This is a genomic window from Pseudomonas sp. GW823-FHT02C02 (assembly GCF_058797635.1).
This window is the reverse complement of sequence record NZ_JBXAJV010000005.1, coordinates 296,370-321,878: the sequence shown is the minus strand read 5'-3', so window position 1 is coordinate 321,878 and position 25,509 is coordinate 296,370. Positions and strand designations below refer to the sequence as shown.

The 25,509-nt window shown below is 60.0% G+C and carries 25 protein-coding genes; 8 read left to right on the top strand and 17 right to left on the bottom strand.

Translation table 11 applies throughout. The features are described 5' to 3' along the window. Positions 1–59: 59 nt before the first annotated feature. Complete coding sequence (locus tag AC1ROI_RS11470) at positions 60–269, bottom strand: cold-shock protein (protein ID WP_010462862.1); 210 nt, start codon at positions 267–269, stop codon at positions 60–62. Between the two features lie 167 nt (positions 270–436). On the opposite strand from AC1ROI_RS11470, the gene plsB reads away from it, so the two are divergent. The 3 genes from plsB to AC1ROI_RS11455 are packed head-to-tail and all read left to right on the top strand — an operon-like array spanning position 437 to position 4,109. After that, a complete protein-coding gene (gene plsB / locus AC1ROI_RS11465) occupies positions 437–2,938 on the top strand; it encodes a glycerol-3-phosphate 1-O-acyltransferase PlsB (protein ID WP_102593517.1) in 2,502 nt (833 codons plus the stop codon). A 54-nt stretch (positions 2,939–2,992) separates the two neighbouring features. Next, positions 2,993–3,391, top strand: a complete 399-nt coding sequence (locus AC1ROI_RS11460) for a YbaY family lipoprotein (protein WP_010462866.1) — start codon at positions 2,993–2,995, stop codon at positions 3,389–3,391. A 28-nt stretch (positions 3,392–3,419) separates the two neighbouring features. Continuing rightward, positions 3,420–4,109, top strand: a complete 690-nt coding sequence (locus AC1ROI_RS11455) for a DUF4197 domain-containing protein (protein ID WP_010462869.1) — start codon at positions 3,420–3,422, stop codon at positions 4,107–4,109. Positions 4,110–4,178: 69 nt separating this feature from the next. Here AC1ROI_RS11455 and AC1ROI_RS11450 read toward each other — a convergent pair whose 3' ends face one another. The 3 genes from AC1ROI_RS11450 to AC1ROI_RS11440 form a co-directional block, all read right to left on the bottom strand. After that, on the bottom strand, positions 4,179–4,568 hold the full coding sequence (locus tag AC1ROI_RS11450) for a DUF6124 family protein (protein ID WP_077748318.1): 390 nt from the start codon (positions 4,566–4,568) through the stop codon (positions 4,179–4,181). A 546-nt stretch (positions 4,569–5,114) separates the two neighbouring features. Next, positions 5,115–8,180 (bottom strand): efflux RND transporter permease subunit, encoded by a 3,066-nt coding sequence (locus tag AC1ROI_RS11445; protein ID WP_010462873.1) that lies wholly within the window; start codon positions 8,178–8,180, stop codon positions 5,115–5,117. A 6-nt stretch (positions 8,181–8,186) separates the two neighbouring features. Next, positions 8,187–9,287 carry an efflux RND transporter periplasmic adaptor subunit gene (locus AC1ROI_RS11440; RefSeq protein ID WP_102593519.1) on the bottom strand — a complete coding sequence of 367 codons (1,101 nt, stop codon included), beginning with the start codon at positions 9,285–9,287 and terminating at the stop codon, positions 8,187–8,189. A 93-nt stretch (positions 9,288–9,380) separates the two neighbouring features. Between AC1ROI_RS11440 and AC1ROI_RS11435 the strand changes: the two genes are divergently transcribed. Beyond that, the gene (locus tag AC1ROI_RS11435) at positions 9,381–10,025 is read left to right on the top strand and encodes a TetR/AcrR family transcriptional regulator (RefSeq protein WP_102593520.1); all 645 of its coding nucleotides are present in this window, start codon (positions 9,381–9,383) and stop codon (positions 10,023–10,025) included. A gap of 108 nt (positions 10,026–10,133) precedes the next feature. Here AC1ROI_RS11435 and AC1ROI_RS11430 read toward each other — a convergent pair whose 3' ends face one another. After that, positions 10,134–10,916: a class I SAM-dependent methyltransferase gene (locus tag AC1ROI_RS11430; RefSeq protein WP_010462878.1), complete on the bottom strand. Its 783-nt coding sequence runs from the start codon at positions 10,914–10,916 to the stop codon at positions 10,134–10,136. A gap of 93 nt (positions 10,917–11,009) precedes the next feature. Here AC1ROI_RS11430 and AC1ROI_RS11425 point away from each other — a divergent pair, with 93 nt between their 5' ends. Continuing rightward, positions 11,010–11,630, top strand: coding sequence for an energy transducer TonB (locus AC1ROI_RS11425; protein WP_077748315.1), 621 nt, complete (start codon positions 11,010–11,012; stop codon positions 11,628–11,630). A 16-nt stretch (positions 11,631–11,646) separates the two neighbouring features. On the opposite strand, the gene AC1ROI_RS11420 is transcribed toward AC1ROI_RS11425, so the two are convergent. The 7 genes from AC1ROI_RS11420 to ppc form a co-directional block, all read right to left on the bottom strand. Continuing rightward, on the bottom strand, positions 11,647–12,342 hold the full coding sequence (locus tag AC1ROI_RS11420; RefSeq protein WP_102593521.1) for an extensin-like domain-containing protein: 696 nt from the start codon (positions 12,340–12,342) through the stop codon (positions 11,647–11,649). Positions 12,343–12,344: 2 nt separating this feature from the next. Next, complete coding sequence (locus AC1ROI_RS11415; protein WP_102593522.1) at positions 12,345–13,166, bottom strand: isocitrate lyase/PEP mutase family protein; 822 nt, start codon at positions 13,164–13,166, stop codon at positions 12,345–12,347. 33 nt (positions 13,167–13,199) lie between these two features. After that, a complete protein-coding gene (locus AC1ROI_RS11410) occupies positions 13,200–14,060 on the bottom strand; it encodes a DUF72 domain-containing protein (RefSeq protein ID WP_102593523.1) in 861 nt (286 codons plus the stop codon). Next, positions 14,060–14,365, bottom strand: coding sequence for a hypothetical protein (locus tag AC1ROI_RS11405; protein WP_010462890.1), 306 nt, complete (start codon positions 14,363–14,365; stop codon positions 14,060–14,062). The genes AC1ROI_RS11410 and AC1ROI_RS11405 overlap by 1 nt, the downstream gene beginning before the upstream one ends. A 278-nt stretch (positions 14,366–14,643) precedes the next feature. Continuing rightward, the gene (gene tsaB / locus AC1ROI_RS11400; RefSeq protein WP_010462892.1) at positions 14,644–15,318 is read right to left on the bottom strand and encodes a tRNA (adenosine(37)-N6)-threonylcarbamoyltransferase complex dimerization subunit type 1 TsaB; all 675 of its coding nucleotides are present in this window, start codon (positions 15,316–15,318) and stop codon (positions 14,644–14,646) included. A 93-nt stretch (positions 15,319–15,411) separates the two neighbouring features. Next, positions 15,412–16,059, bottom strand: coding sequence for an adenylate kinase (gene adk / locus AC1ROI_RS11395; RefSeq protein WP_010462894.1), 648 nt, complete (start codon positions 16,057–16,059; stop codon positions 15,412–15,414). Between the two features lie 289 nt (positions 16,060–16,348). Beyond that, positions 16,349–18,979, bottom strand: a complete 2,631-nt coding sequence (gene ppc / locus AC1ROI_RS11390; protein WP_077748312.1) for a phosphoenolpyruvate carboxylase — start codon at positions 18,977–18,979, stop codon at positions 16,349–16,351. A 214-nt stretch (positions 18,980–19,193) separates the two neighbouring features. Here ppc and AC1ROI_RS11385 point away from each other — a divergent pair, with 214 nt between their 5' ends. The 3 genes from AC1ROI_RS11385 (at position 19,194) to lptF (ending at position 21,172) form a co-directional block, all read left to right on the top strand. Next, a complete protein-coding gene (locus tag AC1ROI_RS11385; protein ID WP_102593524.1) occupies positions 19,194–19,538 on the top strand; it encodes a pilin assembly protein in 345 nt (114 codons plus the stop codon). 376 nt (positions 19,539–19,914) lie between these two features. Further along, on the top strand, positions 19,915–20,328 hold the full coding sequence (locus AC1ROI_RS11380; protein WP_010462902.1) for a DUF4398 domain-containing protein: 414 nt from the start codon (positions 19,915–19,917) through the stop codon (positions 20,326–20,328). A gap of 55 nt (positions 20,329–20,383) precedes the next feature. Beyond that, positions 20,384–21,172 carry a lipotoxin F family OmpA-related lipoprotein LptF gene (gene lptF, locus AC1ROI_RS11375; protein WP_102593525.1) on the top strand — a complete coding sequence of 263 codons (789 nt, stop codon included), beginning with the start codon at positions 20,384–20,386 and terminating at the stop codon, positions 21,170–21,172. Between the two features lie 196 nt (positions 21,173–21,368). Here lptF and AC1ROI_RS11370 read toward each other — a convergent pair whose 3' ends face one another. The 5 genes from AC1ROI_RS11370 to AC1ROI_RS11350 all read right to left on the bottom strand — a co-directional run bounded on the left by AC1ROI_RS11370 (position 21,369) and on the right by AC1ROI_RS11350 (position 25,504). Continuing rightward, positions 21,369–21,698 (bottom strand): PA3694 family proteiin, encoded by a 330-nt coding sequence (locus AC1ROI_RS11370; RefSeq protein WP_010462905.1) that lies wholly within the window; start codon positions 21,696–21,698, stop codon positions 21,369–21,371. Next, a complete protein-coding gene (locus AC1ROI_RS11365) occupies positions 21,695–22,609 on the bottom strand; it encodes an alpha/beta hydrolase (RefSeq protein WP_102593526.1) in 915 nt (304 codons plus the stop codon). Before AC1ROI_RS11365 ends, AC1ROI_RS11370 begins: the two co-directional genes overlap by 4 nt. A gap of 146 nt (positions 22,610–22,755) precedes the next feature. Beyond that, on the bottom strand, positions 22,756–24,033 hold the full coding sequence (locus AC1ROI_RS11360; RefSeq protein ID WP_010462909.1) for a flavohemoglobin expression-modulating QEGLA motif protein: 1,278 nt from the start codon (positions 24,031–24,033) through the stop codon (positions 22,756–22,758). A gap of 36 nt (positions 24,034–24,069) precedes the next feature. Then, a complete protein-coding gene (locus AC1ROI_RS11355) occupies positions 24,070–24,630 on the bottom strand; it encodes a hypothetical protein (protein WP_102593527.1) in 561 nt (186 codons plus the stop codon). 157 nt (positions 24,631–24,787) lie between these two features. Further along, on the bottom strand, positions 24,788–25,504 hold the full coding sequence (locus tag AC1ROI_RS11350) for a TetR/AcrR family transcriptional regulator (RefSeq protein ID WP_010462913.1): 717 nt from the start codon (positions 25,502–25,504) through the stop codon (positions 24,788–24,790). Between the last annotated feature and the right edge of the window lie 5 nt (positions 25,505–25,509).

Here is a 25,509-nt window from a genome sequence, read left to right as displayed (position 1 = left end):
GACGCCTTCGCGGGCAAGCCTCGCTCCCACAGGTTTTATGTGTGATCTGAGGAGTGGGGTTACAAACCCACCACATCCTCTGCCTGCAAGCCTTTCTCGCCGGTCACCACGGCGTATTCCACCTGCTGACCTTCAGCCAGCGAGCGATGCCCTTCGCCGCGGATCGCGCGGTAGTGCACGAACACGTCCACCCCGTCCTCGCGCTGAATGAAGCCGTAGCCCTTGGCGTCGTTGAACCACTTCACATTGCCGGTTTCGCGCGTAGCCATGAATCGATACCCCCTTCTTTTTATTGTTGAGGCGCCGAGTATATGACAGGCGCCAAAACTCTCAACTCAACTTTACTTACCCGCTTTTTTGCCGATTTTCGACGAATACGGCACACTATCGGCCGCCCGAGCAATTGCTTGGTTTTACTCACTCACGCAGAAGCCGTATGACCCGTTCCCCGTTCCGCCGTCTTGTTTTTGGCACCCTGCGCCGACTGCTCTATCTCTGGGTTCGCTCGGAGACGATCAACCAGTCGTCGTTCACCCTCAACCTCGACCGCAGTCGTCCGGTGTTCTACGTCCTGCAAAACCCTTCGCTGACCGACCTGGCCGTGGTCGACTCCGAATGCAGCAAAGCCGGCCTGCCCCGTCCGGTGCTGCCTGTGTCGGTGGGTAATCTGGTGGAACCCGCCGCATTTTTCTACCTGACACCGGAGCCCGACTGGCTCGGCCGACAGGACAAACGTGGTGCGCCGCCCGCCCTGACCCGCCTGGTCAGTGCCCTGAGCCAGAACGCCGCCGAAGACGCGCAGATCATTCCGGTCAGCGTGTTCTGGGGGCAGTCACCCGACAGCGAATCGAGCCCGTGGAAATTGCTCTTCGCCGACAGTTGGGCCGTTACCGGTCGCCTGCGTCGGTTGCTGAGCGTCATCGTGCTGGGGCGCAAGACCCGCGTGCAGTTCTCGGCACCGATTCACTTGCGAGAGCTGATCGACCACAACAAAGGCCACGAACGCACGGTGCGCATGGCCCAGCGGATCCTGCGGGTGCACTTCCGCAACCTGAAAGCCGCGGTGATCGGCCCAGACATTTCCCACCGTCGCAACCTGGTCAAAGGCCTGCTCAATCAACCACTGGTCAAGCAAGCGATCCTCGACGAAGCCGAGCGCGAGAACATCTCCCCGGAAAAAGCCAAGGCCCAGGCCCTGCGCTATGGCAACGAGATCGCTTCGGACTACACCTACACCGCGATCCGCTTCCTGGAAGTAGTGCTGAGCTGGTTCTGGAACAAGATCTACGACGGCATCAAGGTCAACCACATCGAAGGCGTGCAGAAAGTTGCCCAAGGCCACGAAGTGATTTACGTGCCGTGCCACCGCAGCCACATCGACTACCTGTTGCTGTCCTATTTACTGTTCCGCAATGGCCTGACCCCGCCGCACATCGCCGCCGGGATCAACCTCAACATGCCGGTGATCGGCAGCCTGCTGCGCCGTGGCGGCGCGTTCTTCATGCGCCGCACCTTCAAGGGCAACCCGCTGTACACCTCGGTATTCAACGAATACCTGCACACTCTGTTCACCAAAGGTTTCCCGGTCGAGTACTTCGTCGAGGGCGGCCGCTCGCGCACCGGGCGCATGCTGCAACCGAAAACCGGGATGCTGGCAATTACCCTGCGCAGCTTCCTGCGTTCATCGCGCATGCCCATCGTGTTCATTCCGGTCTACATCGGCTACGAGCGTGTGCTGGAAGGCCGAACCTACCTCGGCGAACTGCGTGGTGCGAGCAAGAAGAAAGAATCGATCTTCGACATCTTCAAAGTCATCGGTGCGCTCAAGCAGCGTTTCGGCCAGGTGGCGGTGAACTTCGGCGAACCGATCAAACTCGCGGAATTCCTCGACAGCGAACAGCCCGACTGGCGTAAACAGGAACTCGGCCCGCAGTTCAAACCGGCCTGGCTCAACGAAACCACCAACCGTCTCGGCGAAAAAGTCGCACAGCATCTGAACGAGGCGGCGGCGATCAACCCGGTCAACCTGGTGGCCCTGGCGTTGCTGTCCACCACCCGCCTGGCGCTGGATGATCGCGCCATGGCGCGGGTGCTTGATTTGTATCTGGCGCTGTTGCGCAAGGTCCCGTATTCGCCGCACACCACGCTGCCGGACGGTGACGGCCGGGCGTTGATCGAGCATGTGAAGGACATGGACCTGTTGTCCGAGCAAAGCGATGCCCTGGGCAAGATTTTGTATCTGGACGAGCAGAACGCCGTCCTCATGACCTACTACCGCAATAACGTGCTGCACATCTTCGCCCTGCCCGCCTTGCTCGCGAGTTTCTTCCAGAGCGCCTCGCGCATGAGCCGCGAACAGATCCTGCGCTACACCCGGGCGTTGTATCCGTACCTGCAATCGGAGCTGTTCATTCGCTGGTCGCTGGACGAGCTGGATGGCGTGATCGATCAATGGCTCGAAGCGTTCGTCGAGCAAGGGTTACTGCGTTTCGAGAACGACGTGTACCTGCGCCCGGCGCCGAGTTCGCGGCATTTCGTGTTGCTGACGTTGTTGTCGAAGAGCATCGCCCAGACACTGCAACGCTTCTACATGACCGTGTCCCTGCTGCTCAACAGCGGCCAGAACAGCATCAGCGCCGAAGAACTGGAAGACCTGTGCACCGTCATGGCCCAGCGCCTGTCGATCCTGCACGGGCTGAATGCCCCGGAGTTCTTCGACAAGAGCCTGTTCCGCCACTTCATTCAAACCATGCTGGATCTTGACGTGCTCAAACGCGACGAAGCCGGCAAGCTGAGTTATCACGAACTGCTGGGCGAACTGGCGGAAGGCGCGGCGAAACGGGTGTTGCCGGCGGAGATTCGTTTGTCGATCCGTCAGGTGGCGTTGCATCGCAGCGAAGATGCGGCGGATCAGGTCGCCCCTCAGCCCGAGGCTTAATGTAATCCCTGTGGGAGCGAGCTTGCTCGCGCCCACATTGACCGGAGATCGGCGATGAAAAAACTCTCTTTGTTGGCAATGACCACTTTATTGGGCGCCTGTCAGACGATGCAACCCGCCGCTAAAACCGCCCTCGATGGCGAAGTCTTCTACCTGCAACGCATTGCCCTGCCACCGAGCGCCACCTTAAGCGTCAGCTTGCAGGACGTGTCCCTGGCCGATGCACCTGCCGTGGTCCTCGACGAACAGAAAGGTCCGGTCAAAGGCCAGGTGCCGCTGCCGTTTCATCTGAGTTACGATCCGGCCCAGGTCAAACCCGGCCATCGCTACTCCGTCAGCGCGCGCATCGAAGTCGGCGGCAAACTGATGTTCATCACCACCGAACACCACGCCGTACAGCTGGATGGCAGCGATCCGCAGCCACTGAAAATCCGCGTCGACGCCATTCGCTAATGTCTCTTTTTTGAACAAGGAAGCCGCCATGCTCCGCCCTACCCTTCGCTTTGCCGGCCTGTGTGCAGGCTTGATGATCTCCGCCAGCGCACTGGCGCTGTCGCTCAATGACCTGTCGCAAAAAGACGCCACCGGTGGCCTCAAGGATGCCCTGACCCAAGGCGCGCAACTGGCCGTCAAACAACTCGGCACGCCGGGCGGCTTCAGCAACAATCCGGACGTGAAAATCGAACTGCCGGGCAAACTGGGCAAAGTCGCCAGCAAAATGAAACAGTTCGGCATGGGCGATCAGGTCACTGAGCTGGAAACCAGCATGAACAAAGCGGCCGAAACCGCCGTGACCCAGGCCCAGCCAATACTGGTGGATGCCGTGAAGAAGATGAGCGTCGATGACGCCAAAGGGATTCTCAGCGGCGGCAACGACTCGGCCACCCAGTACCTGAGCAAAACCAGCCGCGAACAGATTCGGGTCAAGTTTCTGCCGATCGTGAAACAAGCCACCGACCAGGTCGGCCTGGCCAAGCAATACAACACCTTCGCAGGCCAGGCAGCGACCATGGGCGTGCTGGATACCAAGAACGCCAACATCGAAAGCTACGTGACCGAGCAGGCACTGAACGGCTTGTTCGAGATGATCGGCAAGCAGGAAGAAGCCATTCGCAAGAACCCTGCGGCGGCGGCGACGAGTCTGGCGAAGAAGGTGTTTGGTACGCTTTAATTCCAGGCAATTGAAACTCGCAAAAAAGCCCACTGGTCTTTACAGGTCAGTGGGCTTTTTCCGTTTGCGCTACTGGTGCGGATCAACCTGATCCAGAACGCGATTTACCGATAACTCCGCCAGCGAAATCATCTGTTGAACCGCCAACATAAGATTGCATGTCGGTCCGTTCAGACCGAAGGCTAACTCACTGGCCATCACATTTGCCGAAGCGAGGGTTTCGCAGGCGTGAGCCAAAAGGGTTTCGGAATCAACGTTGGGGGCGATGACGAAAACCGAGCTGGGACGACGGTCAGCTTTAGCCTTTTTTTCGGGTGGTGGCGCCAAATAGTGATCAAGAGCGCGAATTGCCGCGTCGTGGAGTTTTTTGGAATCGAGAAAGGCGTAAGGGGAAACCGGGTCGGTTTCTTTTTCCAGTTCTGCTTCCGTGTCTGGAGGATTTGGGCTGTCTTTAATCATCGTGTAACTCCTGAAGTAGTGGAGCTGTCACCGTTCGCTGCGAAACGAACATAAGGTGGCAGCTGTACGCAGGTTCGCAGACCGGGACTTCAGGAACCCGGCAGACCCGAAGATCTCCCGCGCACAGCCGCCATAACACAGGCATAAAAAAACGCCCGCTTTCGGATGGTGGACGCTGTGCGTCTGAAGTTTAACCGGGCTGCGAAACCCGGTCGCTGCTTTTTGCAGCGACACCCAAAAGCCTAGAGATCGCGCTTCCGACAGACAACCTGAAAATTTCGTGGGAAGGTTCTGATGTTTTGGCAGATCTTTAAACATAGTCGCCTGCCAGATCGCCATCGCGGGCAAGCCCGCTCCCACAGGGTTTTGTGTCGTACACGGTATTTGTATTCAGAAGATTAACTGTGGGAGCGAGCCTGCTCGCGAAAGCGGTCGTCCATTTGCGAAATGTATTGCCTGACACGACGCCATCGCGAGCAGGCTCGCTCCCACAATTTAGAGCGGTGAACGTCAGCAAGAGAGCGGGCGGCCCGAAGGCCGCCGAGATTACACCGACTCTTTCTTGATCCTGAACCACGCCGCATACAACGCCGGCAAAAACAGCAATGTCAGTGCCGTCGCCACGATCAACCCACCCATGATCGCTACCGCCATTGGCCCAAAGAATACGCTGCGAGACAGCGGAATCATCGCCAGTACCGCCGCGAGCGCGGTCAGCACAATCGGTCGGAAGCGTCGCACCGTGGCTTCGATGATTGCTTGCCACGGTTTGAGCCCGGCGGCGATGTCCTGCTCGATCTGGTCCACCAGAATGACCGAGTTACGCATGATCATCCCGGACAGTGCGATGGTCCCGAGCATCGCGACAAAACCGAACGGCTGACGAAACACCATCAGGAACAGCGTCACGCCAATCAGACCCAACGGTGCAGTCAGGAACACCATCACCGTGCGCGAGAAACTGCGCAGTTGCAGCATCAGCAAGGTCAGCACCACCACAATGAACAGCGGCACGCCGGCCTTCACCGAGTTCTGGCCACGGGCCGAGTCTTCCACCGTGCCGCCGACGTCCAGCAAGTAACCGTCCGGCAATTCGGCGCGGATCGGGTCGAGGGTCGGCAAGATCTGCTGCACCAGCGTCGCCGGCTGTTCCTTGCCGTAGATGTCGGCGCGGATCGTCACGTTCGGCAGGCGATTACGGTGCCAGATGATGCCTTCCTCAAAGCCATATTCCAGCGTCGCGACCTGCGACAGCGCGACGCTGCGGCCGTTGTCGGTCGGCACCGCCAGGCTCGGCAACAACGACAGTTCGGTGCGCTCATGCAGGGTGCCGCGCAGCAGGATCTCGATCAACTCGTTATCTTCGCGGTACTGGCTGACACTGGACCCCGTCAGGGAGCTTTGCAGGAACTTCGACAGGTTCGCCGTGCTCACGCCCAACGCCCGGGCGCGGTCCTGATCGACGTTCAGGTAGACGACTTTGCTCGGTTCTTCCCAGTCCAGATGGACGTTCGCCACGTGCGGGTTCTCGCGAACCTTGGCCGCCACTTTGCGGGCCAATGCGCGGACTTCCTCGATGTGCTCACCGGTCACCCGGAACTGCACCGGATAGCCAACCGGCGGACCGTTTTCAAGGCGTGTGACCCGAGAGCGCAAGGCCGGGAATTGTTCGTTGAGGGTTTCGATCAGCCAGGTGCGCAGGGTTTCACGCTCCTCGATGGTCTTGGCCAGGACGACAAACTGAGCAAAGCTGGCCGCCGGCAGTTGCTGATCCAGCGGCAGATAGAAACGCGGCGAACCGGTGCCGACGTAGGCCACGTAGTTGTCGATACCGGCGTGATCCTTCAGCAAGGCTTCAAGGCGTTTAACCTCGTCGGCGGTGTTGCTCAGGGACGCGCCTTCGGCGAGTTTCAGATCGACCATCAATTCGAGCCGACCCGAGGCCGGGAAGAATTGTTGCGGCACAAAGCGGAACAACACGATCGAGCCGATGAACAACACCACGGTCAGCACGATGACAGTTTTACGCCAGCGCACGCACCACTCCACCAAGCGCCTGACCCGTTGATAGAACGGCGTGCCATAAGGGTCGGGCTGACCCGTGCCATGTTTGGCGGCATGAATCTTCGCCAGGTCCGGCAGGAGTTTTTCCCCCAGGTACGGCACAAACACCACCGCCACAATCCACGAAGCCAGCAACGCGATGGTCACCACCTGGAAGATTGAGCGCGTGTATTCCCCAGTGCCCGATTGCGCCGTGGCTATGGGCAAGAATCCGGCGGCGGTAATCAGGGTGCCGGTAAGCATCGGGAACGCGGTGCTGGTCCAGGCATAACTGGCGGCCTTGATACGGTCGAAGCCCTGCTCCATTTTGATCGCCATCATTTCCACGGCGATGATTGCGTCGTCGACCAACAAGCCCAAGGCCAGCACCAACGCGCCGAGGGAAATCTTGTGCAGGCCGATGCCTAGGTAATACATGCAGGCGAAGGTCATCGCCAACACCAGCGGAATCGCCAGCGCCACCACCATGCCGGTGCGCACACCTAGGGAGAAAAAGCTCACCAGCAACACAATCGCCAGGGCTTCCACCAACACCTGAACGAACTCGCCGACACCGGTTTTCACCGCTGCGGGCTGATCGGAAACCTTGCGCAGCTGCATGCCGGCCGGAAGGTTTTTCTGGATGCGGTCAAACTCGATCTCCAGCGCCTTGCCCAACACCAGAATATCGCCGCCGTCCTTCATCGCCACGGCCAGACCGATGGCGTTTTCCGCCATGAAGCGCATTCGCGGCGCCGGTGGATCGTTGAAGCCGCGACGCACGTCCGCCACATCGGAAATACGGAAAGTGCGATCACCGACGCGAATCGGGAAGTTCTTGATCTCATCGACTGTCTGAAAATTCCCCGAGACCCGTAGCTGCAATCGCTCGCTGGTGGTTTCAAAGAACCCGGCCGTGGACACCGCGTTCTGCTCTTCAAGGGCTTGCTGCACGGCGGCCAATGGCAGACCGAGCGTGGCAAGCTTGACGTTGGAGAGTTCGATCCAGATCTTCTCGTCTTGCAGCCCGAGCAGATCGACCTTGCCCACATCCTTCACCCGTTGCAGCTGGATCTGAATGCGGTCGGCGTAATCCTTGAGCACCGCGTAATCAAATCCCTCGCCGGTCAGCGCATAGATATTGCCGAAGGTGGTGCCGAATTCATCGTTGAAAAACGGCCCCTGGATGCCCGGCGGCAACGTATGCCGAATGTCACTGACCTTTTTGCGAACCTGATACCAAAGGTCCGGTATTTGCACCGAATGCAGGGAGTCACGAGCAATGAACGTCACCTGGGATTCGCCCGGGCGGGAGAACGACACGATGCGTTCGTATTCCCCGGTTTCCATCAGTTTCTTTTCAATGCGCTCGGTGACCTGGCGCGAGACTTCCTGCGCCGTGGCGCCCGGCCAGTTGGTGCGGATCACCATGGCCTTGAAGGTGAACGGCGGGTCTTCGCTCTGGCCGAGCTTGGTGTAGGAAAGCGCGCCGACGACGGCCAGCAAGAGCATCAGGAACAGTACGATCTGGCGATTGCGCAGCGCCCATTCGGAAAGATTGAAACCCATCGGGGATTACTCCTTGTCCGCCAGATTGACCACGCGGTTGGAGCGATCCACCGGGCGCACTTGCTGCCCTTCAAGCAAAACATGGACGCCAGCGGCCACCACCCAGTCGCTGGCATTCAGGCCTTCGAGCACCGGGACGGTTTTTTCGCCGAAGGCACCGACCCGGACCGGGGTTTTCTTCAAGGTATTGTTGGCACTGACGACCCAGACATAGGTCGCGCCGTTTTCCGCCGTCAGTGCCGATAGCGGTACGGACAGCGGTATCACTTCAGTTGTCTGGACGAACACCCGGGCGCTCTGGCCGAGTTCGGCCGGGACCTTGCCGCCGGTGAATGAAATCCGGGCAGCGAAGGTGCGGGACTTTGGATCGGCAGCCGGCGACAGCTCACGGATGCGCCCGGCAAAACGCTGATCGGGCTGGGTCCAGAGTTCTACCGAGACGGGCTGACCAACCTTGAAGCGGCCGAAGCTCTGCTCCGGCAAGCTGATCAACACTTCACGCTCGCCATCGGTGGCGAGGGTGAACACGGTTTGCCCGGCCGCCACCACTTGCCCGACTTCCACCGCACGCTTGGCCACCACGCCATCCTGGGGCGCTCGCAGCACCGCGTAGCTGGCCTGATTGGTCGAGACGTTGAATTCGGCTTTGATTTGCTTGAGGCGTGCTTCACCGGATCGGTAAAGGTTTTCGGCGTTGTCGTACTGCGAACGGCTGACCATCTGACGGTCCATCAGCGTCTTGTAGCGATCACGTTCGGCGCGCACCAGGCTCAGATTGGCCTCGGCGGCGGCCACTTGGGCACGGGTGGCTTCCAGTTGCAGGCGCACGTCCTGGGGATCGAGTTCGGCCAAAGGCTGATCGGCCTTGACCCGCTGCCCTTCTTCTACCAGTCGTCGACTTACCTTGCCGCCGATGCGAAACGCCAGGTCCGGCTCATAACGAGCCCGCACTTCACCCGGATAGCTTTCCATTGCCTGGGCCGAAGGCTCTGGCTGTACCACCATGGCCGGGCGGACAGTGGTTTTCGGCGCCTCTTCGTGGCCACACGCAGACAATAGAAACGCCAGACACACTGGCAACGCGAGGGGCAAGGCATAGCGGAACATGGTGAAGGACCTTTCGCTAATGGTGCTTGGAATAATTATACTGGCGAGTATGTTATTAATAGCAAACTCACCAGTCCAGTATTAAAGCGAAGAATGTCGAACAATCTTTCAGCACCCAACGGCCCGGGCCGCCCCAAGGATCTGGCCAAGCGCCAGGCCATCCTCGATGCGGCGAAAATTTTGTTTCTGAGTAATGGTTACGCCAGCACCAGCATGGATGCCGTGGCGGCTGAAGCCGGCGTGTCGAAGCTGACGGTCTACAGCCATTTCAACGACAAGGAGACGCTGTTCTCCGCCGCCGTGATCGCCAAGTGCGAAGAGCAGTTGCCCACACTGTTTTTCGAGTTGCCGGACGGCATTTCGGTAGAAACGGTGCTGCTGAACATCGCACGCGGCTTCCACCAGCTGATCAACAGCGATGAATCGGTGAACCTGCATCGGCTGATAATGGCCTTGGGCAGCCAGGACCCGAAACTCTCACTGATCTTCTTCGAGGCCGGGCCGCAACGCATGTTGCATGGCATGGAACGGTTGCTGACCAAGGTTGATCAGAGCGGCGCGTTGAGCATCGATAAACCGCGCAATGCGGCCGAGCATTTCTTCTGCCTGCTCAAGGGCGCGGGCAATTTCCGCTTGCTGTATGGCTGCGGGGAGCCGGTGACAGGCGATGCGGCCGAGGAACATGTGCGGGAAGTGGTGGGGTTGTTTATGCGGGCTTATCGACCAGAGACAGCCTGATAAGGCTTGGTTGTCTGGTCTGGCGCCTTCGCGGGCAAGCCTCGCTCCGACAGGTTTAACGCAGGCCCTGTAGGAGCGAGGCTTGCCCGCGAATGGTGCAACGCGGTCTTACGGCTTGAGCGCTTTCTTCGGATAAATGTCATACCGACTGGATTTGCCGTCCAGCGCATGACTGGGCTTGGGTCCGGCAATACACGGTGCCTTGCGCGGACGCTTGACCACCACCCGATGGCTGGCCAGTGCCAATGCGGCCTCGAGCAGTGCCGGCGCATCGGGATCATCGCCGACCAACGGCCGGAACAGACGCATTTCCTTCTTCACCAACGCCGTTTTCTCACGGTGCGGAAACATCGGGTCGAGGTAGATCACTTGCGGCGGCTCGCCTTCCCAGTTGCGCATGACCTCGATTGAGTTGCCCTTGAGCAACTTCATCCGCGCCACGATTGGCGCCACGTCGAAATCCTCCGCGCCACGGGCCAGTCCATCCTCAAGCAACGCGCCAATCAGCGGCTGACGCTCGATCAGGCTCATCTCGCAGCCAAGGCTCGCCAGCACGAACGCATCCTTGCCCAGCCCCGCCGTGGCATCCAGCACACGCGGACGCACGCCCTGGGCGATGCCCACCGCCTTGGCGATCATTTGCCCAGTGCCACCGCCGAACAACCGCCGATGCGCCGCGCCACCCTCGACGAAGTCCACCCGCACCGGCCCCGGTGCGTCCGGCCCCAGTTGTTGCAGCTGCAAACCTTGTTCGCCTACCTGCAAGGCAAACTCGCCGTCATCCACGTGCAAAGGCAAGCCCAGGCGTTCGGCCCACTGCTCGGCTTGTGGCTGAAACGCCGGGGCGGAGGCCTCGACATGGATGCGGCAGGCCGCAGGTTGCTCAATCATGGGAAAACACGCTCAAAAAATTAATGATCGGCAAAAACGGCCGATAACAAAACTAACGAGCATTTTGCCAGAGCTGAGCGTCGACCGAGAAAAATGTCAGGCATTCAATCCACATCCGTAGGCTACATATCGCGTCATGGCGATTATGGCCTGCGAAATTCCCAGGCACTGAGCGGCGTCAGTCACCTGTGGCAGGATTTTTTTGCCCAGGCCCTGGCCGAACAGTCGACGGATGTGGTGCCGGCGTGTGGCACGTTTCCTCCGGTTGATCTCGAAAGCCCGGTGGAGCCGACCGTCGGCAGCGAACTGCTGGCGCACATCGTCAGCCAACGCGAATGCGATGTGAAAGAAACCGAAGTCAAACCACCCGAGCCGCTGTTCCTGCCGATTGCCGAGTTCGAAATGGACCTGGCCGACAAGCCTTTCCCGCCGTTCCCGGCTGAAGAAATCGTCGCCCAGCAGAAGCAACAAGACTTTGAAAGTGGCTGGGTGCGGCCGATCGTGCTCACCGCCGGCCAGCCTGCGCCAGAAGCCGGCCCGGCACCACAACCGCGTCCTCTGCACTTGCCGATCGCCGAATTCGAACTCGACCTGCTGGACAAACCGTTCCCGCCGTTCTCCCCCGAAGAATTGGTCGAGCAACAAAAACACTTCGATTTCGATACCGGCTGGGCTCGCCCGATCGTCCTGCAAAACCTGCGCATCGCCGCCTGACCTTCAACAAAAGCCCTCAGCGACACACCCACCACGGCCCGACATCGACATGAAAGTGATTGCGATGGGCGTCGTTGTAGTCCGGGCTCAACACCACACTGAACACGCCACAGGCGCCATCGCGGACCTGGCGCAGAAACTGGGCGTCCTGATTATCCTTGGGCCAATCCCTGAGCACGCTGATGGAGCGACCATCCGCCAGGCGGAAACCGGCGATGTCCAGCGCATCGGCGCTGGCGTGCTGGCTTCGCCTGCCGTTTTCGCGGCCATAGACGTTGCGACAGGCGAAGCTGCCAAGATGATCGACCCGGCTGACAGGCTGCCCATACACCGCTTGCGCGGCGGGTTGCAGGGCGTGGTGCTCGAACAGGGCAAACGACACCGCCAAACGGCAACTGGCGAGAAAGCTGCTGCTCAACCCCACATCGCCGCCCTGGACACGCAAGGTGTTGATCAACGGGCACGTCGCGCCGGGGCTGTCGGCCTGATGCGCAACGCGTAAACCGGAGCTGCTCAAGGCCTGATCACACAATTGCGGATCATCGCGCAGGCGCATCAGTTTATAGCGCGTCAGAAAGTTCGGGGCGGCCTTCACGTCCAGCGGCGCCCAAGGGTTCCACTGGGGTGGCGGCGAGATCCAGCCGCGCCAGACGCTCACGCCCGCCGCACCGATCATTAACAGCATCAACAACAGCCACCACCGAAACCGCATCGTCAGCCTTTGAACAATTGATTGGCCTTGGCGTATGGCATCGACCGTGACGTGAACCCGAAGGTGCCCGACGTCTTGATCTCTTCGGCCGCGCGGTAAAACTCGCCGTAGGCCGCCAAGGCCAGGGCCGAGCCGACGCTGATGCGTTTGACGCCCATCTCGCTCAATTGCTCCACCGTCAATTTGAGCCCCCCGGACATCAACACGTTGACCGGTTTCGGCGCCACGGCGCGGACCACCGCCAACACATCTTCAGCGCTGCGCAGCCCCGGCGCGTACAACACGTCCGCGCCCGCTTCGGCGAACGCCTGCAAACGGCGAATGGTATCGGCCAGGTCAGGATTGCCGTGCAGAAAATTCTCGGCACGGGCGGTCAGCATAAAAGGGAAAGGCAGGCTGCGAGCCGCTGCGACGGCGGCTTCAATGCGCGCCACGGCATGTTCGAAACAGTAGATCGGCGCGTCTTCACGACCGGTGGCATCTTCGATCGAGCCCCCGACCGCACCGGCCGCCGCGGCCGCCAAAATGCTTTGTGCGCACTCATCCGGGTCGTCCGCGAAACCGTTTTCCAGATCCACTGCCACCGGCAGATCGGTGGCCGCGACAATCGCCCGCACGTTCGCCAGCGTATCGTCGAGCGTCAACCCTCCATCAGGGCGTGCGTTGGAAAAGGCATAACCGGCACTGGTGGTCGCCAGCGCCTCGAAACCCAGGCTGGCGAGCATCTTCGCCGAGCCGGCGTCCCACGGATTGGGAATGACAAAAGCGCCCTCGCGTTCGTGCAGTGCTTTGAACACCTGGGCTCGAAGGGTTTGCGCATCCATTGGCAGGCTCCTGAAAAGGGGAACGAATCCGCCTCAGAGCAGGCCAAGTTGCTCGGCGGCGGGTTCTCTGTATAGCTCAGGCAACGGCGGCAAGCCAGGCAAACGCACCATCAGTTTTGCGTGAAAACGTTGCGCCAGTTTGGCCGCCAGCAAGTTATCGGCAGTGTGCAGGAAGATGTAGGGTGTGCGGCCCTCTTCGATCCACAAAGCGATTTTCTCGACCCACGGCTCCAGAAACGGATCGTTCGCCTCAAGCTGCGGATGGCCGATGAAACGCACCTGCGGAAACTGGGTAAACGCTGCCGGACGTGGCGGCACCCTGGGCTTTTTCGACTGGGCGTGGAGGACCGAAGGATCGGTCGACGTGCAGCTGAACAGGGCTCGCGGATCAAGGCAGATGCGTTCTACGCCCCGATCCAGCAGCAGACGATTGAGCCGGCGCTCGCTATCGCCTTTGGCAAAGAACTCGTCATGCCGCACTTCAACGGCCAGCGGTCGCTCAAGTGCATCGATGAAGCCGGCCAGTTCGGGCAATCGGTGTGGCGTGAAGCTTTTCGACAGTTGCAGCCACAGGGGCGAAACCCGTTCACCGAGCGGGCTGAGCAATTGCAGGAAGGTGTCGGCGGCGGTCAGTTGCTCGCGCAGGTCACCGCCGTGGCTGATGTCGCCGGGAAACTTGGCGGTGAAGCGAAAGTGTTCGGGCATGATTTCGGCCCAGCGCTGCACGGTGCTGGCAGCCGGGCTCGCGTAGAAGGTCGTATTGCCTTCTACGGCGTTGAATACTTGGGAATAGAGATTCAGGAAGTCAGCGGGCTTGGCATCTGGCGGATAAAGATAATCGCGCCAGGCGTTTTCACTCCAGGACGGGCAGCCGAGGTAATAAGGCAGCCGCATCAGATGTACAGGTCGAGGCCCATTACATCGGTATCCCAATCGACAAAACCGGCAGTGCTCAGGTAGCTGGCGAGTGCCGTGGCGACGCTTTTGCTCATGGCACGGTGGTAGATCATGTCTTGCTGACGGGCCGGGAGATTGCTCAGGCGTTGCGCGGAAGCCTTGGCGGCACGGGCGGCCATTTGCTCTTCGGATGGGATTTCCAGCTCGCCGTCGATATCGACGTAGTCGTCATCCGCCACAGGGCCTTTGCGAGGCTTGCGCTTGAGGGGGTAGGACTGGGAGGAAAGGCCGTCTATACGCATAAGTACATGTCCGGTATCAGTAATGGCAGTTTAGTGGCACATAACCCACTTCGCAAACCACCGAGTGATAACTAGAACACAGAAATACGAAAAGGTTTAAAAGCCGGGGGATAAATCGACGATTGGCTGCAGTTGGAATGTCCATTGTGGCGAGGGAGCTTGCTCCCGTTCGGCTGTGCAGCCGTCGCAAAACCTGCCGGCTCGGCGTTGCTGATGGAATCCTGGGGTCGCTTCGCAACCCAACGGGAGCAAGCTCCCTCGCCACAACAGCATTGGGATTAACGCGCTTTCGGCGTCGCCACTTTGTCGCGCAGATAAACCGGCTGAGCCTCGTCCGCCACGATTGCCTCTCCACGCGCCCAGGCAAACCGCGCCAGCGTCAGCAGGTCTTCGGCGTGCGGCAGCATGCCTGCATCCTGCCCACTCAGATTGACAGCGATGCGCTCGGCATACCCCCACCCCGTGCCGGCGCCGAACCATTCACCGCTGGCATCAGCCGGCAATGCGGCCACTTCCGGCGCCAACACCGCTTCATTGCCGACCAGGCGCATCTCCCCCGCCGTTTCGCGGTAGCACCCCCAATACACCTCATCCATGCGCGCATCGATGGCGGCTGCGACCTGGCTGACGCCGTGTTCGCGATAAGCCCGTTGTGCCAGTACCGCCAGGTTGGAGACCGGCAACACCGGGCGATCCAGCGCAAACGCCAGGCCCTGCACCACACCAATGGCGATCCGCACGCCGGTGAATGCGCCCGGCCCACGACCGAAGGCAATGGCATCAACCGCTTGCAGGGTGGTCCCGGCGTCGGCGAGCAACTGCTGGATCATCGGCAACAGCTTTTGCGCATGCAGGCGCGGGATCACCTCGTAATGGCTCGTGACCTTGCCGTCATGCAGCAAGGCAACGGAGCAAGCTTCAGTCGCGGTGTCCAGGGCCAGCAAGGTGCTCATCGATGTTTCCGTAAGAGAGGTCAGAAAAAGTGCGCCAGTATAAACAACTACGGCCCGCAAGCGGGCCGTAGAAGATGAAGCGATTCAGACTTTTCAGTTCAGCGCTTCAAGCACCTTGCCGGTGATCGCTTCAACCGAGCCAACACCTTCGATGTGGCTGTACTTCGGTTTGCCTTGAGCGGTGGACAGCTCCTGGTAAAACTTCACCAAAGGCTCGGTCTGAGCGTGGTAGACGGAGAGACGATGACGCACGGTTTCTTCGGTATCGTCTTTGCGCTGTACCAGCTCTTCGCCAGTGATGTCGTCCTTACCGGCAATTTTCGGCGGGTTGTAGACGATGTGGTACACGCGACCTGAAGCCTCATGCACGCGACGACCGGCGATACGCTGGACGATGTCCTCGTCCTTGACGTCGATCTCAACCACGTGATCCAGCTCGACGCCGGCTTTCACCAGGGCTTCAGCCTGGGGAATGGTGCGCGGGAAACCGTCAAACAGGAAACCGTTGGCGCAATCGGCCTGGCTGATGCGTTCCTTGACCAGATTGATGATCAGGTCATCGGACACAAGGCCACCGCTGTCCATGACGCTCTTGGCGATCAGGCCCAGCTCGGTGCCGGCCTTGACTGCGGCACGCAGCATGTCGCCGGTGGAGATTTGCGGGATGCCGAACTTTTCGGTGATGAACTTAGCCTGAGTACCTTTACCGGCCCCGGGAGCTCCCAGCAGAATGACGCGCATCGATGTGCTCCTCAATTTTTTATATAGATAACAACGGATTCGCCTCGTGGGGCCAATCTCAAAAACAGGGTCGTGACCGCCCAAACGGCCAAAGGCTGATCAAGATACACAGCAGGCCCGGACCATACAAGCCGCCGAAAGTCGGAGAAACCCGCGCCTTGCGTGACCTTGGGACGGGGTACTCCTAGTCGCAACCCCGTCATTAACTGTCGCTTGTCAGACCTTTTCAGCCCCTTGTCCACTGGCACCCGAAGCTCGCGCCGGGTGCCTTCCCCCCACGACGAAAACCTTAGCCGGTATTTCGCAAACCGGCAGCAATCCCCGCCACAGACACCAGCAGCGCCTGTTCTACCGGGCTGCCCTGCGCCACTTCCTGTTGCCGCGAACGCGCCAACAGTTCGGCCTGCAATAGATGAAGCGGGTCGAGATAGGTGTTGCGCAAGCGGATGAATTCGAGGGTGTCTGGGCTATGTGCCAGTAGCTGAGACTGACCGGTCAACCCGAGGACCACAGCGCACGCCTGCGACAATAGGTCGCGTAAATGCGCACCCAAAGGGAGCAAATCAGGCTCGACCAGACGCTCATCGTAGGATCGGGCGATGTCGGCATCGGCTTTGGCCAGGACCATTTCCAGCATGTCGATGCGCGTGCGGAAAAAAGGCCACTGTTCGCGCATCTGCCCCAGCAGCTCGCCCTCGCCACGTTCCAGCGCCTTGCTCAGCGCCGCTTCCCAGCCGAGCCAGGCCGGCAACATCAGGCGCGTCTGGGTCCAGCCGAAGATCCATGGAATGGCGCGCAGGCTTTCAATCCCGCCGGCGCGGCGCTTGGCCGGGCGGCTGCCCAACGGCAAGCGACCCAACTCCTGCTCCGGGGTGGATTGGCGGAAGTACTCGACGAACTGCGGATTTTCCCGCACCACGGCGCGGTAAGCCTTGACGCCGTCGGCGGCCAATTCGTCCATCAAATGGCGCCACGCCGGTTCCGGTGGCGGCGGTGGCAACAGTGTCGCTTCCAGCACCGCCGCCAAGTACAGATTGAGGTTCTGCTCTGCGATGTCCGGAAGGCCGAATTTGAAACGAATCATTTCCCCCTGCTCGGTGGTGCGGAAACGTCCCGCCACTGAACCGGGCGGCTGCGACAGAATCGCCGCGTGCGCCGGACCACCACCGCGCCCCACGGTGCCGCCGCGACCGTGGAACAACAGCAGCTCGACTTGCTGCTCGCGGCAGATGTCGACCAAACGCTCCTGCGCCCGATACTGCGCCCAGGCCGCGGCGGTGGTGCCTGCGTCCTTGGCCGAGTCGGAATAGCCGATCATCACTTCCTGCGGCCCTTGCAGGCGCGAGCGATAGCCCGGCAGCAGCAACAGCTTTTCAATCACCGGGCCGGCGTTGTCGAGGTCGGCGAGGGTTTCGAACAACGGCACCACGCGCATCGGCCGCAATACGCCGGACTCTTTGAGCAACAGTTGCACGGCGAGCACGTCGGATGCGGCACCGGCCATGGAGATCACATAAGAGCCGAGCGAGGCCCCCGGGGCGGCAGCAATTTCCCGGCACGTCGCCAGCACTTCGGCGGTGTCGGCCGACGGCTTGAAGTACGCTGGCAGCAACGGCCGCCGATTGTTCTGCTCACGCACCAGGAAGGCGATGCGCTCTTCCTCGCTCCAGTCTTCGTAGCGACCGAGGCCGAGGTAGTCGGTAATTTCAGTCATCGCCGCCGTGTGACGGGACGAATCCTGGCGCACATCGAGCCGCACCAGGAACAGCCCGAAGGTCACCGCCCGACGCAGGCAATCGAGCAATGGACCGTCAGCGATCACGCCCATGCCGCACTCGTGCAAGGAGTGGTAACACAACTCCAGCGGATCCAGCAGGTCGCGGTTGTTTTGCAGCACATCGGCCGGTGCCGGGGTGGTGGCCGTCAAAGAGGCATGCGCCCAATTACGCGTCGCCCGCAGACGTTCACGCAACTGCTTAAGCACCGCGCGATAAGGTTCGGCGCTGTCCCCTGCCTTGGCTTTCAGTGCATCGCTGGCCTGTTGCATCGACAGTTCAGCAGCGAGGTGATCGATGTCGCGCACGTACAAATCCGCAGCCATCCAGCGCGCCAGCAGCAACACCTCGCGGGTCACGGCGGCCGTCACGTTCGGGTTGCCGTCACGGTCGCCGCCCATCCACGAGGCAAAGCGAATCGGCGCGCTTTCCAGCGGCAGATGCAGGCCGGTGGCGGCGTGCAGGGCTTTATCGGCCTTGCGCATGTAGTTGGGGATCGCCTGCCACAACGAATGCTCGATCACCGCGAAACCCCATTTGGCTTCGTCGACTGGCGTCGGGCGGGTGCGGCGGATTTCTTCGGTGTGCCAGGCTTCGGCGATCAGGCGCTGCAACTTCGCCTGGATCTGCTCGCGTTCGGCTGTCGTCAGGTCGCGATGATCCTGGGCGGCCAGTTGCGCGGCGATGGCGTCGTACTTCTGGATCAGCGTGCGGCGCGCCACTTCGGTCGGGTGCGCGGTGAGGACCAGCTCGATTTCCAGCCGTCCCAGTTGCCGGGCCAGGGATTCGGCGCTATGTCCCTCGGCACGCAGGCGCGCGAGCAGTTCCGGCAACACCCGTGCTTCAAACGGCGCCGGTTGCGACTCTTCCCGGCGGTGAATCAGCTGATACTGCTCGGCGATATTGGCCAGGTTGAGAAACTGGTTGAACGCCCGCGCCACCGGCAACAACTCGTCTTCGCTCAATTGGTTGAGGCTGGCGCTCAGCTCGGCGTCCATCGAACCGCGACGGTCGGCTTTGGCGCCCTTGCGGATCTGCTCGATCTTGTCGAGAAAGCCGTCCCCGTACTGTTCACGAATGGTGTTGCCCAACAGCTCACCCAACAGGTGAACGTCCTCGCGCAAGCGTGCATCAATATCGGTCATCAGCAGTTCTCCAGCGAAAATCCGGGTGTCTATGAATGCCATGCTCTGTTAACAGAGAGTGCCGCTCTAAAGCGCTTCTTACAAGCAGACGACGAAGGGGCGGTAAACCTTATGGGTTCGAGCTAGTCTGAAGAGTAAGCCGTACAACGGCTTGCCGCCGGCCACTGGCGGACACTCACACGCCTGCCACGAGCAGGAGCGAAATGAGGTTTTTATGAAAATCCGCGAACTTGCCCAGCATTGGGAAGAAAACGCCAAGGGTCGCCTGACCGACACCGGTTACAGGATTCATCTGGACATGGAAGCGGCCGCACGGCTGGCGGCGATTACCGAGATGTATCCCAAACGCCAACCCGAAGAACTGCTTGGCGAACTGATCGGCGCCGCGCTGGAAGAGCTCGAAAAGAGCTTTCCATACGTGAAGGGATCGACCGTGGTGGCCACCGATGAAGAAGGTGATCCGCTGTACGAAGACGTCGGCCCGACCCCGCGTTTTCTCGCGTTGTCACGGCGTCACTTGCACGATTTGTCATCGAGCGATGACAAGCAGAAACACTGATCCTCCCGCCAAACCCTGTGGGAGCGAGCCTGCTCACGAATGTGGTTGAACATTCAACGTTTCTGTTGGCTGATACACCGCTAGCGAGCAGGCTCGCTCCCACATTTAGCCTGCGTATCCCTTCGATAATTGCGTGTTCCCGAGCCTTGAAAAGGTCGGGCATACCGCTGCACAGCGCCAAAGTTCCCGATTTAGAGCCTTGTCCGTTCGGTCAAAGTATTTTCGGGCGATAGGCCATCTTCTCTGAACTTTTGAAAAACCCCTCGGGTCACAGCCATTAACCACGCCTGGGACGGCCGTTTCAAAACACCCCCGGAAATTGACGGTTACGGCTCCTTGCCCAGCATGGATTTTAAGTTTTTCAGGAGTTACACCAATGGAGTTGAAGACCATGAAGACCCGAACTGCCAAATCCTCGTTCACCCACCTGCGCAGTCTGAAACTGGCTGCCCTGGCAATCGGCAGCAGCTTCGTACTGGCCGGTTGTGCTGGCAATCCGCCGACCGAGCAATTCGCCGTGACCCAATCGGCTGTGAATGGCGCCGTCAGCGCCGGCGGCACCGAGTTCGCCGCCGTGGAAATGAAGTCCGCGCAGGACAAGCTCAAGCAAGCCGAAATCGCCATGCACGACAAAAAGTATGCCGAGGCCAAAGTGCTGGCCGAGCAGGCTGAGTGGGACGCTCGCGTAGCCGAACGCAAAGCTCAGGCGATGAAAGCCGAACAAGCTGTGAAGGACTCTCAGAAAGGGGTTCAGGAACTGCGTCAGGAAAGCCAGCGCACCGTGCAGTAAGCGCGCATCCCGACACCAGACTTGAAGCTCTTATCGATAGAAAGGACGAATTATTATGCGTACACAATTGATGATCCCCGCTCTCCTGGCCGCAAGCGTTGCACTGGCTGCCTGCTCCACACCGCCTAACGCGAACCTGGAACAGGCCCGCACCAACTACAGCGGCCTGCAAGCCAACCCGCAAGCCAGCAAAGTGGCGGCACTGGAAACCAAAGACGCCAGCGATTACCTGGACAAGGCCGACAAGGCCTATATGGACAAGAAAGACCCGAACGAGGTCGACCAACTGGCTTACCTGACCAACCAGCGTGTTGAAGTGGCGAAGCAAACCATCGCCCTGCGCACCGCTGAAGCCAACCTGAAAAATGCTTCGGCGCAACGTGCCCAGGCGCGTCTCGACGCTCGCGATCAGCAGATCAAGCAGCTGCAGGACAGCCTCAACGCCAAGCAGACCGATCGCGGTACGCTGGTGACTTTCGGTGACGTGCTGTTCTCCACCGACCGTGCCGACCTGAAATCCAGCGGTCTGGTGAACATCAACAAACTGGCGCAGTTCCTTCAGGAAAACCCTGATCGCAAAGTGATCGTCGAAGGCTACACCGACAGCACCGGTACGGCTTCGCATAACCAGTCGCTGTCCGAGCGTCGTGCCGGTTCCGTGCGCATGGCGCTGGTGAAGATGGGCGTTGATCCAGCGCGCGTCGTTGCGCAGGGTTATGGCAAGGAATACCCGGTTGCGGAAAACACCAGCACTTCGGGTCGTGCGATGAACCGTCGTGTGGAAGTGACCATTTCCAACGACAACCAGCCCGTGATGCCGCGTTCGGCGATCAGCTCGAACTAAGCTTCACCCGCTGAAACACAAAAGCCCCGCCTGAGTCGATCAGGCGGGGCTTTTTATGTCTGCAGTTCACACCCCCCTTGTAGGAGTGAGCCTGCTCGCGATAGCGGTTCAGCATTCAACACTTCTGTTGTCTGACACACCGCTATCGCGAGCAGGCTCACGCCTACAAGGGATCTTCAGTGAATGCAGGACCGGGTTACTGCTCCAGCTTCTGCGGAGTTTCTTCGCCCATGCAGCGCACGGCTTTTTTCTTGTTGTTGACCAAGACGCCCGTCAGGCCTTTCTGTTCAGTGTCAAACATCACCAGCACGCCATCGATGCACTGGGCCACTTGCGAGGCAGGCTCCAGGGAGACTTTGTAGTCCTCTCCCGGCACGGTCTTGATCATGGTGAAGTCGCTGAGCAGCAGCGCATCTTCCGGTTTGGCGAAGTGCAGGTAGCCGTAGAACCACAGGGCACCCACCGTGCCGAGGATGCTGCAGATACCGGTGATGATCAGCGGGATGGCGTTACGTTCTTCACTCATTGCGGACTCTCTGATGGTTCATCTTCTGAATTCGGGGGTGCCGGGTAGTTGGGGATTTCACCCAAGCGGCGCAGGCCGTTGAAATGCTGCGGGTCGTCGAGATACCGCAGCATGACCTTGCGCCAGACCGGGTCGGCAAATGTCTGCACATGGCCACCGCGGGTCAATTGCAGCACGCGTGGCGGCGGCGCAGCTTGATACAGACGGATGCCGTTGGAAAGGGGCACGATCGGATCATCGATGCTGTGGTAGATCAGTTTCGGTACGTCGTTGAGCTGCGCCATGGAGTTAATCGCGCTGTCACCGTCCGGCACCAGCCACGAGAGCGGCACCTGGAACGCCCAGGTCAGCCAGGAATTGCTCAGGGCGAACCGGCCGATGCTGCGATAACTGGCGGGCACGCCGTCGAGGACGAAAGCCTTGAGTTGTTTCTGCCGTTCGGGATGTTGGACCAGGTAGTGAACCGCCATGGAACCGCCGAGGCTCTGGCCCAGCAGGATCAACGGCTTGCCTTTGACTTCCGGTGCCTGGTCGAGCCACTTGAACGCGGCGTCGATGTCCTGATATATCGCCGGCAGACTCGGTTCGCCTTCGGACAACCCGTAACCGCGATAATCGATCAACAGCACTTGATAGCCTTCCTCCGGCAACCACCAACTGCCGCCCAGATGCATCGGCAGATTGCCGCCATTACCGTGCAGATGCAGCACCGTGCCCTTGACCTCGACACCCTGTTTCGCCGGCAGCCACCAGGCGTTCAGCCTGAGGCCATCGGCGGTGGTCAGGGTCACTTCGCGGTAGTCGAGCTTGGCTTTTTCCGGGGTGAACAGTTGGCCCGGCTCAGGGTAGAACAGCAGGGAGCTGCAACCGCTCAAGGTCAGGAGAAGGCAAAGGATGCCGAGGATTCTCATCCGTTGAAACCTCGCAAGAATTGGAGTTGAAACACATTGCCCTTTAGGAGTGAGCCTGCTCGCGAAGGCGGTGTGTCAGAACATCAATGTTGAATGTTCGGCCGCTATCGCGAGCAGGCTCACTCCCACAGGGGATTTCGTGATCGTTAGAGAATGTTGGAGTAATCCGCTTCTATCCGGTCCAGGCTCAGGTGGTTGAGGAAGTTGGAGAAGCACATCCACGCCGACAGTGCGTTCAGGTCGCGGAACTGATCCGGCAAATACTTCGGCGGCACCACCAGCCCTTCGTCCACCAACTGACGCAAGGTACGCATGTCTTCCAGCGTGGTCTTGCCGCAAAACAGCAGCGGAATCTGTTCAAGCTTGCCCTTACGCACGGCCAACTGAATGTAGTTGTAAACCATGATAAAGCCCTTGAGGTAGGACAAGTCTTTGGTAAAGGGCAGGCCGGTCGGTATCGAACCACGGAACACCCGGCTGGCATTGCCGTAGCTTTCGGCCATTTCGAAGCCTTGCTCGCGGAAGAATTCGAAGACCTGCAAGAAGTCCGCGCCCTCCTCCACCATGTGAATGGCCCGGGTGCGGTTGGTCAGTTTGCGCAGGCGGCTCGGGTAGGACGCGAAGGTGATGATTTCCATCAGGATCGCCAGCCCTTCCTGGGTCACCGTCGACGACGGCGGGCCTTTGGACAGGAAGGTGCAGATCGGCTGGTTCAGCCCGTTGAGCGTGGTGCCGACGTGGACCAGCCCTTCATGAACTTCCAGGGCGCGCACGTCACGTTCGTTGAACATCGCGTCGGTGCGAATCTTGATGTAGTCGGCGCCGGCCGCCGCATCGGCGACAATGCCGTCGGACTCGAACACCCGAATGGTTTCTTCGGCCTCGCCAAACACTTTGCTCAGCCGGGTTTGCAACAAATGCACGGCATCCTTGGCGGTGAGGATTTTCGGCTCGTCCTTCAGGTCACCCCGGCCATCGATGTTGTTCAGGTAATCGGAGAGCATCAGGCCGAGGTCGGACAGGGTCGGGTCACCGGCATGAAACGCGTCGGACGCAGCGCCGTACAACTCCTGGGAAATCAGGCCGAAATCTTCGGTGCCGCGCGCTTCGAGCATGCGCACCACCATCCGGTATTCCTTGCACATGCGCCGCATGATTTGGCCGACCGGGTTGAACTGGCCGAGCTGACGGGTGATGTCACGCTCGATGTTCTGGAACTCCAGCTTCACTTTGCTGGAATCGAACGACAGCGGCCGATTGAGGTAATAATCGCGATCTACAGCGGGCATTTCCTTGCCCTTGGCCTTGAGGAACCCCTTGCGGATGCTGTCGTCCCACTTGACCGCATCGAGGACGCGAATCGGCGTCTGCGCCAGCACAATGCGATCGGACAAAATGCGTATCGTCTGCTGGTAATCGTCCACCCGAAACTCCTGTAGAAAAACCGTTAGGTGCTGGCTTTATTTAACGTTGGCTTTGGCCAGGCGCTGATAGCGCACGGCCTCGACGAAGACATCGGAATTGGCCGGGTCATCCAGGTAGGCAAAGACCTGATCCATGCTGCTGTTGATCAATACGCCGTCGCCATCATCGGTCTGGAAACCTTCACCGCTCAGGACTTTTTGTCCGAGGGCTTGATTGATCTGTTCGAGATCGAGGTTGTAGACCACCAATTCGTGCTTATCGGTCAGTTCAAACCCGGCGATGATGAAACGCCCGCCGAACTGTGCCGGCACCTTCGCCGACAGGTACCAGCGGCTGCCGTGGCGCGACACCGTAAAGGGGTAGGCCTCGCGCTCTTTGGGTTTGGCCTTGAGGTAGCTGACCGCCTGGTAACGACTGTCGCCCAGACGGGTCAGCTCCAGGTTCATCGGCTCGCCCCAGGCGTTGGTGCTGGTCCATTTGCCGAGCAGACCTTTGGGCGCGGGGTCGCTGGCGGGCAGTGGGTCCCTGAAGGTCACCAGACAGCCACTGAGCAGCAGGAACGACAAGGCGATCACAACGACACGCCAGGCTTTCATTCAACACTCCCTATGAACACACAGCCCCGAATGGTCACCGACCTTGCAGGAGCGAGTTTTGCCCGCGAAGGCGTTGTGTCAGTCAACACATAGGTTGAATGTTATACCGCCTTCGCGGGCAAGCCTCGCTCCTACAGGGTCGAGTGCCCCGCAGGAATTACACCGACGCCAATACCAAATGCATGTAGCGGGTCAGGATGCCGAGCATTTCGGCTTCGGCGACAGGCTCGGCGTCGTTGAGCAGGCCCTGATATTCCATCCGTCCGATAATCGCCGTCAACACTTTGGCATCCTGTTGTGGTTCGCGCGAACCCAATACCTGGAAAAGCTGGCATGTCCCCTGGAGCAGAATCTGCTGATGTGAACGTACCAGCTCAGCAAGGCGGGGGTTCAGCAGCGCTTCCTGGCGGAACGCCTGTTCGGCCATCAAGTGCTCGCGACGGTTGATCAGTTGCCGGTGAACGTAGTCCGACATCAACCGCGCAATGTCGTCCGCCAGCTGCGAGCGCGACTCGGGGCTGCCGTCGCCGCTGACCACCATCTCGCGCAGCAGGCCCTCGTTATTGATCCACAACTTGGCCATGAACGCGGCGCTGCGTTCCACGTATTGGGCGAAGGTATCGGTGAGCAAGTCATCGATATCCTTGAAGTAATAAGTGGTGGCCGACAGCGGCACACCGGCTTCGGCCGCTACCGCTCGGTGACGCACGGCCCGCACGCCATCGCGCACGACAATGCGCATCGCCGCATCGAGAATGTCCTGTCGACGCTGCTCGCTGCCCTGTCGGCTGGCCTTGCGGCCCTGGTACTGAACGCTTTCAGCGACCGCAGTGGCGACGCCCGCTGCACCTTCTTGAGCAATTGCACGGTTCACGACAG